The 15,364-nt window shown below is 36.8% G+C and carries 8 protein-coding genes; 2 read left to right on the plus strand and 6 right to left on the minus strand.

What is annotated here, in order from left to right; translation table 11 throughout:
* The first annotated feature begins 33 nt into the window (after nt 1-33).
* Both JL102_RS14290 and JL102_RS14295 read left to right on the plus strand, forming a co-directional pair.
* Nucleotides 34-6,219 carry a T9SS type B sorting domain-containing protein gene (locus tag JL102_RS14290; RefSeq protein WP_202245092.1) on the plus strand — a complete coding sequence of 2,062 codons (6,186 nt, stop codon included), beginning with the start codon at nt 34-36 and terminating at the stop codon, nt 6,217-6,219.
* Nucleotides 6,220-6,226: 7 nt separating this feature from the next.
* A complete protein-coding gene (locus JL102_RS14295; RefSeq protein ID WP_202245093.1) occupies nt 6,227-7,189 on the plus strand; it encodes a PorP/SprF family type IX secretion system membrane protein in 963 nt (320 codons plus the stop codon).
* A 281-nt stretch (nt 7,190-7,470) separates the two neighbouring features.
* On the opposite strand, the gene JL102_RS14300 is transcribed toward JL102_RS14295, so the two are convergent.
* From JL102_RS14300 to JL102_RS14325, 6 genes are read right to left on the minus strand one after another with little or no spacing between them, the layout of a single operon-like run.
* Nucleotides 7,471-9,204: a hypothetical protein gene (locus JL102_RS14300; protein WP_202245094.1), complete on the minus strand. Its 1,734-nt coding sequence runs from the start codon at nt 9,202-9,204 to the stop codon at nt 7,471-7,473.
* Nucleotides 9,197-11,449, minus strand: coding sequence for a hypothetical protein (locus tag JL102_RS14305; protein ID WP_202245095.1), 2,253 nt, complete (start codon nt 11,447-11,449; stop codon nt 9,197-9,199). Before JL102_RS14305 ends, JL102_RS14300 begins: the two co-directional genes overlap by 8 nt.
* The gene (locus tag JL102_RS14310) at nt 11,446-12,750 is read right to left on the minus strand and encodes a BatA domain-containing protein (RefSeq protein WP_202245096.1); all 1,305 of its coding nucleotides are present in this window, start codon (nt 12,748-12,750) and stop codon (nt 11,446-11,448) included. Before JL102_RS14310 ends, JL102_RS14305 begins: the two co-directional genes overlap by 4 nt.
* Nucleotides 12,743-13,642, minus strand: coding sequence for a DUF58 domain-containing protein (locus tag JL102_RS14315; protein WP_202245097.1), 900 nt, complete (start codon nt 13,640-13,642; stop codon nt 12,743-12,745). Before JL102_RS14315 ends, JL102_RS14310 begins: the two co-directional genes overlap by 8 nt.
* A gap of 4 nt (nt 13,643-13,646) precedes the next feature.
* Nucleotides 13,647-14,648 (minus strand): AAA family ATPase, encoded by a 1,002-nt coding sequence (locus JL102_RS14320; protein WP_202245098.1) that lies wholly within the window; start codon nt 14,646-14,648, stop codon nt 13,647-13,649.
* A gap of 10 nt (nt 14,649-14,658) precedes the next feature.
* Nucleotides 14,659-15,285 (minus strand): DUF4159 domain-containing protein, encoded by a 627-nt coding sequence (locus JL102_RS14325; protein ID WP_202245099.1) that lies wholly within the window; start codon nt 15,283-15,285, stop codon nt 14,659-14,661.
* Between the last annotated feature and the right edge of the window lie 79 nt (nt 15,286-15,364).

Raw genomic sequence — 15,364 nt, forward strand, 5'->3', positions numbered from 1 at the left:
TGACCAAGGGATAAAGTGTAAAACGCATTGCTTATGAAAAAATTGGTCATTTTATTGTCACTTCTACTGGCTGCTACTGGTGGCTTTGCACAGGAAGTGTGTAATAACGGGATAGACGATGATGGTGATGGCTTCATTGATTGCTATGATCCAGATTGCTCTGATAACGACGATTGTAACGGATTTTATTTCGGAAATGATGCCACATGTGAGGTTGAGCCTAATAGCTTTCCAGACTTCGCTATGGCTTTGGATTTTCAATCTGCTGATCAGACAGCTGATCATTTAGGAAGGATTGCCATAGGTGACTTAGATGGTGATGGAATCCCTGAAATAGTTACAAAAAGTAGGACCGGAAGAAGAATAACAATTCTAGATGGCCAAACAGGAGCAGTAAAAAATGTTACTAGAACTCCTAGGGATCTTATGTGGTACGTAAACATTGGTAATGTTCCTAATCCCAATAACTCATATCCTGAATCATGCGGCGAAATATTTTCTGTAGAAACCGGTTATTATATCACAGCCTATAATTGCCAACTTCAAGAGTTATGGAGAACCGAAAGATTCAGTAATGATCCTGTTCACACCAGTTTAGCTGATTTTAATGGCGATGGTCAAGTTGAGTTATACTACAAAAATGAAATAAGAAATGCGTCTACGGGTGAGGTACTGGTAGCAGGAACACCCAATACCTGGCGGGACCTAAATGGTGGTCCGGTTGCGGTTGATATATTGGGTGATGAGGATTTAGAATTAGTGATAGGAGATAAAATTTATTCTGTAGATCTTGTTGCTGGTACACTTACATTAGAAAGACAAATGCCAGCTTTCTACAGACCTAAAATAACTGAAGCTGCTACGAGTATAGCCGATTATAATCAAGATGGCTATTTAGATGTAATTACCACTGGCAGAATGGAGTATGGAGGCTGGCGACATGGAGACTATACCACTGTGTATTTTTGGGATGTTCATAACAACACCGTAAGAACCTACCAAGATCCTAGCTATAACTGGAGAAATGGCACTGGTCGACTTAATATTGGAGACCTTGATGGAGATGGAAAACTCAATGTTTCCTATGTTACAGGTGGTTATTTGTATGCACTAAAAGAGGACTTCACACTACACTGGAAGAAATCAATTAAAGAAGAAACATCTGGATATACGGGTTGTACACTATTTGATTTTAACGGCGATGGGAAAATGGAAATTGTTTATAGAGATGAAGAATATCTCTATATTATTAATGGTGATGGAACCGTAAATACCGCAAAGAAATGTATCTCCAGAACCAACGTTGATTACCCGATTGTAGCAGATGTAGATGCTGATGGATCTACTGAAATCTGTGTGGCTTGTGCTACAAACGATAATATGACTAGAGGACAGTTTAATGATAATAGCAACTGGATATATGGTCAGGTTAGAGTATATAAATCAGATACTGAGCCATGGGTGCCTGCACGAAGATTATGGAATCAGCATGCCTATTTCAATGTAAATGTCAATAACGATTTAACGATCCCTATTAGACAACAAAAGCACCACCTTATTTGGTCAAATGGCACTTGCTCTGATGGAGATAGAAGACCTTTAAATGGTTTTTTGAACCAGTCTCCTTACCTCAATTCCTACGGCTGCCCGACCTACGCCCGTCCTGATTTGGAAATAGTAGATGGTTCTCTGACCGTGGAGCCTCCTAGTTGTCCTGAAATGGATTTCAAAATATCATTTAGGGTAACTAATACTGGAGACAATGATCTTACAGGAGAACTACCAATTACATTTTATCAAAATAATCCGCAAACCAACGAAACCGTTAGGCTTTCAACTGAATACTTTACCTTCAATAATTTCCGTGTAGGAGATATATATGAAGTGAATGACTTGACCGTTACCGGACCGGGATCCGCCTTTACATTATTTGTTGTTTTGAATGACAATGGAACCACTGTTCCCTTACCAGATCCTTTTAAAGGTAATACCGACTTTTTAGAATGTAATTATGATAATATAGTTTCAGCAGAGGTTAACCCAATACCCTTTGAAATATCAGTGGCTACTACACCTGATATTAGATGTTCGCCAACCGCTTCCCCTAACGGAACAGCCAGAGCTTTCAGACTTGAAGGAAGCACTGAGGTTACTTCGGAGTATGATTTTTATTGGTTCAACCCAGGCAATGATATCAACGGAACACCTGATTATGAAGGAGCTGTGTATACAGGAATCCCATCAGGTACATACTCAGTATATGCAGTACATAAAACGGCACAGTGTGATTCAGAAATACAAGGAGTAGTTACTGTAGGTTCAGAAACTAGACCCATCTTAGCTCAAATAGAGGAAAATCGTGGTGACAATAACTGCGCATCACCAAATGGTAGGTTAACAGTGAATGTTTTTGATGAAAATGGGGTTAAGCAGCCCCAAGGAAAATATACCTATGAATGGTATGTAGGTGACCTCACTTCAGGTGAAGTAATAGGCACCAGTCATACTATTAACAGTTTGACTGGAGGGCTAAGTTATACAGTGATTGTAACCGAAAAATTAACGGGATGCTCTACAATAGAAAGTATGAACGTGACTGACAATAGGGTTCGAAGTCTCGTGACTGCAACTGCCACTGATATTAGTTGCTCGAATGCCAATTCTGGTACAGTCTCTGCAAATGTAGCCGGTAATACTACTGACTATGATTTTGAGTGGTATTATGCCTCTACTCCCCTACCCACACCCAATGCTACAGGGGCTAATTTAAGCAATTTACCACAAGGAGATTATACTGTAATCGCTTTTGATAAAAACACTGGTTGCTCTACGGATACCGTCACGGTTACTATTAACCAAACAGTTCCTCCAGTAGCTCAAGTAGTTAAAATCTCAGATAACTTTTCATGTGATGACCTTCAACCCTTAGGCTCAGCTGAAGCCTCTGCTACAAGCGGAACGGCTCCATACACGTATGAGTGGTATGAAGGACAAAATACTATTGGTACTGCTGTAGCAAATACAGCAACTGTAAACAACTTTGCCAAAGGCATTTACACAGTAAAAGTGATAGATGCCAACGGGTGTTTTGATACGGCAGAAGTTATTATTGATAATGATATAACTATACCTCAAATTTCCATAGATAATAAAACTGACGTAACCCAATGTGCGCCCTTCAATGGTAGTATCACAGTTGGTGTAGATGAAAATGGTACTTCTGGAGATGTTTCTAATTATACTTTCTATTACTATGAAGGTCCATCAGTAAAAGCTACTCCGGATTTCACAGAAACGTCTAACGTTTTATCTAATCTAGAAGCGCGTACTTACACCGTACAGGCAGTAAATAATGTGTCTTTTTGTGCTGCCTCCAATATAGAAACTGTTACAATCGAAGCGCCAGTAATTAGAATAGAGGTAGATGCCACCGCATCTAGTTTCCCTAATGACTGTAGTGAAGATAGCGGTGTCTTAGCCATTAATGTATCTCCTAGCTCGGCAGACTATGATATCTCTTGGTATGAGGGAAATGTAGACCCTGCAACCGTTACCCCTTTCCTACAAGGAACTAACGAATTTACGGCTACTAGCTTAACTTCAGGAAACTATACAGTTTTAGCTAGAAACCTGGTTACGCATTGTGAAGAAACCGCTGTATTCTATATGCCCAAAAACGATGGACACCAATTGGACCTAGATATTGTTAGTACAGCATCTTATTGCAGTGATGATAATGGAAGCATAACAGTAACCTTAAAGCCTACCAGTATTTTGGGTTATGATGAGAGTTCCTATGCCATATTTTTATATGAGGGTGACGATGTTATTGGAACAGTATATAGAACAGAAAATGGTGTAGCAGGTACGACGAACTATACCTTCAACAACTTACCAAGTGGTAATTATAGTGTTACCGCTCGTCCTTTTGACCCTGCTATTGCGGCTTGTGAAGATCCTATAGTACGAGCTGAAATAGAACTTATCGTGGAGTATCCATCTATTAGAGCTACCACCTTGAACGAGAATACTTTCTGTAGTGGTGCTAGCACAGATGGTAATGGTGAAATTATCATTGAAATAGATGGCGGATCCAGACCTTTATCCGAATTTGATGTAGTTTGGTACAAGGGGGAAAACAATTCTACACCTATTGACCCTGCTTATGTAAGCAGTAGCGATCATTTGATAAACCTACCTGCTGGCTACTATACAGTAGAGGTGGAAGATATCAGTCAATATAGAAGGTGTTTGACTAGTCGTACATATAGAATATATGATAACCCTCCCACTATTTCGGTGCCAAGAGGAGACTTATCTATTACAAATATTATTAGTTGCGATCCAAGCAATAATGGCAGCTACGTTGAAGTCACCAGAATTTTAGAAGATAATGCTGACGCGAATTTGGCTGACTATTCTTATCAATGGTTTGACCCTAATTCCGTACAGATACCAGTTCCAGCAGGACAAAACTTTATTGATCGACTCGCTCAGGCCGGGACCTATTCTGTTACAGTAGTTAATAACATAAATAATTGTAGTGCAGCAAGGATTGAATTTACGATTGAGGATGAAACCATTAACAACCCAAGTATCACTTTAGTGGATTTCTCCAATCCTTCTCAATGTTTATTCCCAACTCCTCAAATAGGTCAATTAGAGGTTCTAGCTTCTGGTACTAGTACCAGCGGATATACCTACGAATGGTTCAATGGAACAACCACTTCAGCAGCTCCACTCAACCCATCAAATGTTACTGGAGCTAACGGAGAAACAGCTACAAACTTAGATGCTAACAGCCTTTATACAGTTAGAGTAACCAATAATGATAGCTACTGTACCGCTACAGAAACTTACCGCATGGGTATAGAAATTAAAGAGGTAACCATAGAAGGCTCAGCAATTGATGTCACTAATTGCGCCACTAACAGTAACGGTTCTGTATTTGCAGCCATCACAAGTGGGGCAAGTAATGATTATACCTATGAATGGACTAACGTTAGTTTAGGCAATAGTCTCGGAAAAGAATGGGATAATATTCCTGCTGGACAATACACCGTAGTAGCCACTAGTAATACCGATCCTGTTAACTGTATATCAAACCCACTAACTCTTACCGTTCAAGAGAATTTGGTTATGCCAGTACCTGTAGCTGAAGCTTTTGCTCCTATTACAGTTTGTGATGAAAATTACGCAGATGGTGCTGCAAGGGTTTCAGTGGCTGGAACTGTTGTAGGGTACACTTTCCAATGGTTTGAAGGCACGGAAATAGATACGGAAACAGCCCCTACTGCATTTACCGGACCAGAGGTTTCAAAATTAAAAGCTAGTATACCTTATACTGTTTTAGCTACAGATAACATTACGCAATGTAGTGGAACCGATGACGTACAAGTTGGCATTAATCTACCAGCAGCATTTATACCAACTATAAAAATAGAAGCACATGATATTGGATGTTATGAAGTACCAAGAGGCATGCTTTCTGCATCTGTAGATAGTAGCACCGTAGGATATTCATTTACCTGGTATGAAGGAAAAGAGCCTACTGGCCCTCCTATTGGAACAAGTGAAAGATTAAGAAATTTACCTGAAGGCTTTTACACAGTAGTAGCTAAAAACAATGAATCTCACTGTACAGGAATAGCTACCGCTCAAATTCTTCATGAAGAAACATATCCTGAATTTACATTCTCCATTGTAAATCCTGATTGTAGCACACCAAATGGAGCTATTACACTAGTTCCTACTAGTACAGTAGATATTGCGAGAGTAATTTGGACAAAAGAAGGAGGTGATCCTGCTGATTCTACTGCTGTGCTTAACAGAGGATTTATTTTGGCAGACATCGGTGGAGGTATCTATACTGTTCACGTCTACTCTAGTACTCAGTGTTATGTGAGTGAAGATGTTGAAATACTTGGAAATCCTACCCCTCACAGAGGTATAGCAAGACGTTCAGGCTACGGAAATGACAGGTTCTACATTGATTGTATTGAGAATTTTGAGGAAAGTATAGTGAAGATATTTAACCGTGCTGGTACTCTTGTTTACGAGACAGAAGGTTATGATAACGAGAATAATTTCTTTAATGGAGTATCTAATAAAGGAATTAGTGTCATGGGAACCGATCTGCCAGATGGAACCTACTTCTACATCATTGATAAACGAAATGGCACTAAGCCACTAGCAGGATACTTAGAAATTGTAAACTGATAATAGCATGAAGTTATTTTTTAAGCTTAACAAAAATAGTCTGACCCTTATTGTGGCTCTTGTTTTTATGTCTGTCATAAAAACAGAAGCCCAGCAATATCCGGTTTACTCACAGTATATTTTCAACCCGCTAGTTATCAATCCGGCAGTAGCGGGTAGTCATGTACAGGTAAGTGCTACGGCCATGTATAGAAACCAGTGGGTTAACTTTGATGGAGCTCCGAAGACTTTTTCTTTCAGTGGACATACATCTCTACTTAAGAATAAAATTGGTGTAGGACTCCTGGTAGCCAATGACCAAATAGGAAGTTATAATAACAATAGTGTTTTTGGTAGTTATGCTTTTATAATTAGGTCTGCAATGGGTACTTTTTCCATGGGACTTCAGGCTGGTTTTAACTTAACCTCTGCTGACTTCAGCAGCTTGAATTTGAAAGATCCTAATGACCCTTCATTTGCAGCTTTCGATAATAAGTTTAAGCCTAACTTTGGAGCAGGTGTATATTATAGCAATGACTTATTTTTCGCTGGCTTGTCTGTTCCTTTTATCTTAACTAACAGTGTAGATATTACTGATGCTGAAGCTTTAGCAAATGGTGTCAAAGAAGCCAGGTACTACTACTTCCATGGTGGAATGACTTTACCGCTCAGTAGAATGAAAACCGTTGTTTTCAACCCTACTGTATTATTAAGAGGACAAGAAGGACAACCTTTAAGTATGGATTTAAATGCCGGCTTCATATTTTATGATGTATTTAGTGTAGGAGCATCCTATCGAAATGTAGACGCTATCGTTACCTATATACAATTAAAAATCACTGAATCTTTAAATTTTGGCTATTCATATGATTGGACTTCTTCAGACATGAAACAATATTCATCAGGTAGTCATGAGTTTTCGCTCAATTACAGATTCCGAATAAGAAAGATTCACGGTAATGTGGAATGTCCTAGCGTATTTAAGTTCTAACCCAGAATAATAAATTATAAAAAGGCCTTTGAAACTTCGTTTTCAAAGGCCTTTTTATTAATCACTTCTCTACAACTTTCCCCTGCTTTAACGGTATGGTTTTATTGAGTCTATATGACTATTAGAACTGTCAGTCTCCTCTTCCTGATTCATTAATCTTTCTTTCAATTGAGGTTTTGAGCCAGGAAATGTTGTACGCGACGAAATGTCATAACCGATATATGCCATAACTGCGAAAAACACAAGTGCAACGATCAGAAATATCTTTTTAGATTTACTCATTATAGCTTTGGTTCAAGCCACAAATATCCTGCAGATAAGATAAATAGACAAAATAGTAGCCAATAATTAGCATCTTCCCATTTAATATTTTCCTTTACTATATTATTTTCAATAGCTTGTTGTTTAGCAAAATAAACTGAATTAGCCTGTCTCTTTTTAAATGCTTTCATCACATCCCAACTATTATCATTCACGAAATAACTGGTACGAACTGTATCAGCAATGGCAATATTATTCCAAGCATGGTTTTCAGGCCATATCATTGTGGTCCATTTTCTCGAATAAAGTTCTTTAACTAGTGGAAAATCATGAAGCTGATTGGTAAGATTGGAAGAGTCTTTATTACTATCTATCACTAATTTATAGGGAATATTGCTACTGAAAACAGGTTCGGAATTTATTAACTCAACCGATTGATCATATGATTCAGACATAACCGCAGAAATTACTTCATTCCAAAGCTTCTTATATTCTTTCTTCTGCCCAGAAAGCCATAAATAATAAGAGTTTCTTATTAATGAAGTGCCTATTTTACCTTTACCCACATTATTTGCGGCAGCAATAGTATTACCTTTCTCTGATTTAACCAGAGGCGTAGTTAACAAACCGTGATTAATCTTATAAGGAGCTATTTCAATACTAGTATATTGCTTCAATGCCTGATTCTCAGGCCAAGCTATAAAAGAGAAAGCATCCCAAATTCTAGAGGGCTTTCTTTTAAGATAATTTTCATCAGGAAAGATAAACAGCCCTAAACCTTGTTTGGACATGGCATTTTTTAACGCAAGAAGCTCACTATTTGAAAGTTTGTTCAATGACTCGGAATCAACAATGACTAAGTCAATAATACTTAACAAATCTGTATTAACATAACGGAGACTCTTTGCCTGGGTATTATAAAATTCAAATTTGAATTTATTTGCAGACAGCTCATTTCTGACCAATACTTGATGACCTTCCTCTGATAAATAATTCTTTAAATACTTTATCTCAAAAGTGGGAAATTGATTAATGAAAAGTATATGCTTCAATTTTTTCTTTAGAATAGTTACAGGAAGTGGATCAGCAGTAATGACATTTCCAATACTATCTTTACAAACCACTGAATAAATAAAATCTCCAGAAGAATGAGCTTTACTGTTAAGTCTGAATGCTTGATTTTTTCCTTTCAATAAAGCTGAATCCAATACGATTCCATCTAGCTCTAAATATATCTTTTTTGAATAATTCGTTTGATCATGAAATCTACCTATGAGTTCAATAGATTCTTCCTCTATTGGTGACTTATTATAATTTAATTTAACCACCCCATTCAACGGATTACCACTCAGGAATTGAAAAGACGATGGATTCATCTTATTTAAGTCATGAATAGCTATGCCATTACCGAGGATAAAGCCTGCGTCATTCGTTATGTTTTGAGGAAAATCAGCGGATATTGCAAGCTTTTTTAACTTAGGATAAAGTGCTATTAGACTATCCAGTTGAGATTCTTTAAAGTCGGGCGTTAAAATGGCGACGTAATTATACGAATGATGTTTACTCACTTGTAGTTGGAGAATTAAAAAAGAAGTAGTGGCAATCATAAGGACTGAAAAGAAAATGCGAAACAGCACTTGCCGTTTGTTCTTACGAATCACTTCTTTAATTACAAGTCCAATAAACAAAATAGAAGAAACGATAACTACAGGCCAAAGCCACTCTATATGGAAGATTCTTAGATGATCAATCATGCTGCACTTGTCTCATTTCATTGATCAATAATACATTCCAGTCAGAAGCTGATTCATTTTTTGATTGTAATGAAGGCTGCGAATCGGGTAGCACCGTGGTAAAATCTTTCAAAATCATTTGAAGCACACTTTTATGATTATTTAATATAGCGCCTTTCTGAGTGATGCGTTTTAGATTCTGTAATGAATGAAGGTATTTGCCAGGATGGAGTAGTGCTTGCTGCGCTAATTCTTCTGCTGAATATTTTAATGTTTCCAATTCAGCTTTATCAAGGACTGTTTTCTCTTTATTAATGATATCATGTAAAAGAGGTATGGCTCTTTTTATATGCTCATATGGATCTGCTATCTTAAAATCATTATTAACTGAATGGCTATTAACGTGATCAATATCACCACTTAGTCTACTTTTTTCTTTTATTGGGGGTGGATCAAACCCTATACGATGTACATAAATACGGTCATCATTTTTAACCTCTTTGATGAGCTTTAATGCTTTATATTGATATGGCAATGATTTGCTTGGTTCAGCCAGCCTTAAGTACAATTCAGCATTCCACATCTCACTAAGTGCCTGCTTTAACTTAGTCTTCACTGAAACAGTATAAAAAGTAGCCTCTTCACGATTATCATGATTATGCGTATACGTCTCTAGGTTATTTTCAGAATGTTCATGCTCAGCATGTGATTTGTCATGTTCGTACTCTCCAACTTCTCCCTCTCCTTCTCCTCCATCATGATCATGCATGTAAGCCGTTAAAGCATCATCCTTACCATCATTTTGCATCATAGACTCTACTTGCTCTTCAGGCGAAACATCTATACCTGATTCAGCTTCCTCACCAAGAAATTGTCCGTACTTAAGCCTTAATGCCTTCTGATCAAATGCTATATTATTAATCTTATCTTTAAAAATCTTATTAGTTAAATTATTCCCGTTATTTATTAGCTTTTCAGAATCTATTATAATCTGTCTTTGGCTTCTAAAGTACTCAGGCATTACATCTGCCCCTAAAGAAGCATCCATGGTGTACTCATAAGCAATAGTATCTTTTATTTCGATAAAATAGGTTTCACTTCTGGCCCGTTGAGGATCGGGTAATTTATTGTCTATAGCTTCTACATAAAAGTACAGCTCGTCACCAGGGCTAATATCAAGGTGATCAAATTGAATGGTTTTATTGAGAGAAACTTCCTTATCTCCTTTAACCAATTGATTATCAAAGCTCCATCTCTCTTCTCTGAACTTAACGGATTCACCCTCTCCTTGACTTACTGTGGCTATTATGTAAGCTTGGTTAATCCCAAAATCATCTTGAATGCTTGCTTCAAAAAAGACATTTTTATTGCTATTATATTCGAAAGAAGTGTATTGATTAAGTCCCTGAATTTGTATAATAGGTTTCTGATCATTTATCACATGAAGGTTATACAGGTCAGACAAAAGTTCATTCTCATCTACATCTTTAAACACGAATTGGTAGAAGCCACTGGACTTAGGCGTAATTGATCTATAAAAATACTTATCTTTTTCGATCATTGTATAAGTTCTACCATTCCAATCAAGCGCTACTTCACTAGCCTTCTTATTAAAAGCTAACTTCCAGGTTAGGCTGCTTCCCTCCAATATTTCAGCATTCATATCGACTTGGGTCTGTGTTGGCATTTTTGTATAACTGGGATAGTTAATAAAAAGCTCAACCGAAGCTATTTCCAAGGAGTCAACATTAGACTTAGTTTCGGTTTCTACAGGATGAAGCTCTATTTCGTTATTGACGTTTCGACCATTTTGAACTATTGATTGATTTGCCTCATAATGTTTTAAGAATGATGAAATACCCCAACACGATAGTATCAAAACCACGGATAAACCTAATACCTTAAATAAATGATGCGGTGGCAGCAGTCTCTCTTGTGTGAGCTTAAGAAAAACTCTATTCTGCTGTAATTGCCCGATTGTAGTTAAAGACTCCGTCCGTTCCAATAACAAATCGGAGCTATATTCAGCATTTAAATAATGATCATTAATATATCGAGCTGCTATTTTTTTGGACACTCCCCAAGGCCTGATAATCAGTGAAAGAATAGTAAGTGCTAAAAGGATAGAAATTGTGGCCTCGGTTAAGTTGTAAAAGAATAAATAGGTTCCTAATCCTACAGATAAACCAATCAGTATGATCTCAAACCATAGTATAAATTGCCATTTTCTAGCAAATTTGCTTAATATGTTTTTTGAAGCAATCATTGTTTGCTAGTTAAAGACAACGATCTTTCCACAATAAATAGAATAACTAAAATGATTGATATCCAAAGGGTAATAGACCTTGATGAAGAAGGATTTAGTTTATCTTTTTCTGGAGAAATGACCCTATCTGGCACCCAATGATTAATAGACAATACCCTGTAGTCATATTCGTCATTATCCAAATTAAAAGGGACAATGAGAGGAATTAATGATTCTGTCAATTGATAGTTAATAACAGATTGAATATTAAGCCTTTTTGTAATATGATAAACATTGGATCGGTCTCCCTGATCAATTAATTGAGAAGCCAGAGCATCTGGGCGAAGTATTATACTCTTCCTGTTCATATTTTCAGGATAGTCATCTGTGCTCAACCAAAATAGAATATTGGTAATACTATCAAGTTCATAAGAGGGCAACTCTATAATTTCAACTGATAAATTCAAAGGAATTTCCTTTTTTATCACAGATAAAGAGGATTTAATAAACATGAGATCATCATGAAACTTTCTATCGTATACCAGTTTTATATGAATTGGATCCATTTGCTTCATATTAGTCCAGGTATGTTTTGAAGATAGCCTCAATTTATTATTGTTTTTAACCTCTAGATAATCAGGGGGATTATTGGTCCACTGTATCTTCCTGAAACTAAGAGATGACGTATCACTATGAGCAATATAAGCAGTATTTAAACTATCGATAGCATAAGCATAAGCCACTTTAGCTATAGACTCCCCTTTATTAATTTGCATCCAATGCGACTTTTTTGGTGAAGCCCCCACTCTTTTTCCTTTCAAGCCTTTCAATCTGGCACTAGTAAAAATGACCAAACTATCAGATTCTATATGATTAAAATTCGAAATTAACTGCCAATAATCGGGTACATGATTTTTCTTATAACTCCTTTGCTGATCATACTGAGGAAAACATTTCTTAAAAAGTCTTACTTCATGATTTTCATTTAAACTGTCTGCAATATTTTTAATTGACTTGTCAGCAAGTAGTTCCTCTTCAAAGAGATATGTCACTTTACTAGTCTCTGACTGAAATACAGGCATTAACGGATCAGCCATTAGTAGAACTATCATACAGATCATTAAAGTTCTAATAATTAGCAACAAAACTTCGTTAAAGTAAACAGTTTTAATTTGTTTACTATCGGCCTCGTTTATAAGTTCAGTACTACCGATCTTAACAACTCGCCCTTCCTGTTTATTCCATAGGTGAATAGCCAATGGCACAGCCACACCAAATACCCCCCATAGATAAGCAGGATGAAGAAATGTAATATTAAACAAGCCTAGCCCTCCTTTTCAAATAATTACTCAATGCTGTTTCCATAGGTCTACCCATAATAAAACTCTCATAGCTAATACCTTGATGCAACATTTTATGTTTGCATTGAGTGATTTTATTATTAAGCGCTGTGAGGTACTTTTCTTTTATATTTGAAGCAGTCGCTTTAACTTGCTTCCCTGATTCAAGGTCTTCAAACACTATTGTTCCTGAGTAATCAAATAAGAGTTCTTTTTCACCTAATAAATGAAACACAACTACCTCATTTCTAACAGTTTTTAACTGGCTGATTAAATCACTTATTTCATTATCTTTCTCATATAAATCAGACAAAAACACTATAAGTTCACGCTCCTTCCTGCTATGAATAATGTTAGTATTTACTTCTTTGGGCCACTTTCCTCCTGCTTCAATGGATAACATGCTTTGTATAAACCTATTAAATTGCTGAGGTTTATTTGAAGGAAGCAAGCTATAGACCTTTGTATCATTGAGAGCAAAAAGGCCTATATTATCGCCTTGGTTTTGAGCTAAATAGGCAATAGAGGCAGCCAAAATCTGTGCGTAAACTAATTTACTCAGCTCTTGCTCGGTGTGTAGCATGGAAGCTGAGGCATCTATAATAAATTTTATAACGGTGTGAGTTTCTCTTTCAGATTCCTTTATAAAGTATTTACCTGACCTAGCTAACCTTTTCCAATCTAACATACGTAAATCATCACCAGGCTCATAACCTCTATATTGACTAAATTCAATACCGCTACCCTTCCTTTTGCTTGAGTTCAGCCCTGATAAATAACTATCTACTAATAGCTTGGCAATAAGAGATAAACCCTTTACACTACTTATTACTTCAGGTTTAAGAAGAGAAGTATAGTCTTGATTTCCTTTCATTAGATCAATTAGAAATTTCAACTTTATCCAAGAGGAAATAAGTAAAATCATCTGAGTTAATCCCCTCAGCTTCAGCTTTAAAATTAGGTAAAACTCTATGCCTTAATACGGGAAATGCAACATGCTTTATATCTTCAGGAATGACTGACAACCTTCCTTGCTGTAGTGCTCTGGCTTTAGCGGTGAGAATCATTGCTTGTCCGGCACGAGGACCTGCCCCCCACTCCACATTCTCTTTAATATAATCGTAAACCGATATTTCAGGCCTTGTAGATCGAACTATTCGGGACACATATTGAATAAGGGTATCACTGATAGGCACCTCTCTCACCATTTGCTGTAGCCTAATTATATCATCTCCATTAATCACACTATCTACCTTTTTCTTTGTTGATCCTGTCGTGAATTTCAATATGTCATTCTCTTCATTTTCAGATGGATAACCAATTTTAATATACAACAGAAAACGATCCTGTTGCGCCTCAGGAAGAGGGAATGTGCCCGACTGTTCTATTGGATTTTGCGTTGCTAATATGAAAAATGGCTTATCTAAAGCATAAGCTTTTCCAGAGTAAGTCACTTCAAACTCCTGCATAGCTTCTAGCAGTGCAGATTGAGTTTTAGGCGGAGTTCTATTGATTTCATCTGCCAATACTATATTGGCAAAAATAGGCCCCTGATTAAATTGAAAGAACTTTTTATCGGTGGTATGATCCTCTTCGAGAATCTCAGTACCTATAATATCAGAAGGCATAAGATCAGGAGTGAATTGAATGCGTTTAAACTTCAGGTCTATTGCCTGCGACAGTGTTCTGATCATTAATGTTTTCGCCAAGCCTGGTACACCTTCCAAGAGCGCATGCCCTCCAGCCAAAAAGGCTATTAAGAGTTGATCAATAGCTTCTTCCTGGCCAATAATCACTTTGCCTATTTCTTCTTTCAGTTTCTTAAGCTTATCCATTAAGGAGGTAACTTCCTGCTCTATCTGTAACAGTTGATCGTTCATAAATAAAATGTTATGAGGTTAATGCGTACATAATTATGTTAACACTAAACCGGGTATTATCAATTTTGTACCACCGCTTATTTCTGAAGTCATAGTCCCATTCGCAGCCATAATCTTTATTGCTATACAAAACGCCTATTCTTCCTTCAATTTCTATAGCTTTTAAATAATCATGTACCAAATCATCTCCCCATCCATTAAGCTCCTGTGATGTAGTGGGTGGCCCATCATCAAAATCAAAGAAGGAATGGTAAATATCATGGTTTGAGGGAAGTTTCTTCAAAGCTTTCTCTCCAAATATATCTGTCATTTCTCTTTCAAAGGACTTCGCAAAAAGGCCATCAATATCATGGTTGCAGTCATCTACGAATACAAACCCACCGTTATTAACATATTTTTTAAAATTGCTCTTTTCCTGTTTGGTAAACTGCACAAGCTTGTGACCTGATAAATAACAAAAAGGGCATTTGAATATATCATCACTCCCCAGCGGAATTATATTCTCACGAGTATCAACTTTAACAGTGGTATATTCTACCATAGAGTTAAGCACATTAGAAGGCATCCTTTGGTCTACATCCCAGTCTCCGGATTCATATTGTAATCTGGTGAAAAAGAATGCATTGTAATCATTCATAAATAGTAATCCTTAAAGCCTTGTTTTGGTGGTACTAAAAAAATCAGAAAGCAACTGCCTCTATAAATCAAGACAGCTG

Source organism: Fulvivirga sediminis (assembly GCF_016757215.1).
Taxonomy (GTDB): Bacteria; Bacteroidota; Bacteroidia; order Cytophagales; family Cyclobacteriaceae; genus Fulvivirga; species Fulvivirga sediminis.

Coding starts and splice junctions, on each gene's coding strand:
- JL102_RS14290 (WP_202245092.1), top strand. CDS start 34: ATGAAAAAATTGGTCATTTTATTGTCACTTCTACTGGCTGCTACTGGT.
- JL102_RS14295 (WP_202245093.1), top strand. CDS start 6,227: ATGAAGTTATTTTTTAAGCTTAACAAAAATAGTCTGACCCTTATTGTG.
- JL102_RS14300 (WP_202245094.1), bottom strand. CDS start 9,204: ATGATTGATCATCTAAGAATCTTCCATATAGAGTGGCTTTGGCCTGTA.
- JL102_RS14305 (WP_202245095.1), bottom strand. CDS start 11,449: ATGATTGCTTCAAAAAACATATTAAGCAAATTTGCTAGAAAATGGCAA.
- JL102_RS14315 (WP_202245097.1), bottom strand. CDS start 13,642: ATGAAAGGAAATCAAGACTATACTTCTCTTCTTAAACCTGAAGTAATA.
- JL102_RS14320 (WP_202245098.1), bottom strand. CDS start 14,648: ATGAACGATCAACTGTTACAGATAGAGCAGGAAGTTACCTCCTTAATG.
- JL102_RS14325 (WP_202245099.1), bottom strand. CDS start 15,285: ATGAATGATTACAATGCATTCTTTTTCACCAGATTACAATATGAATCC.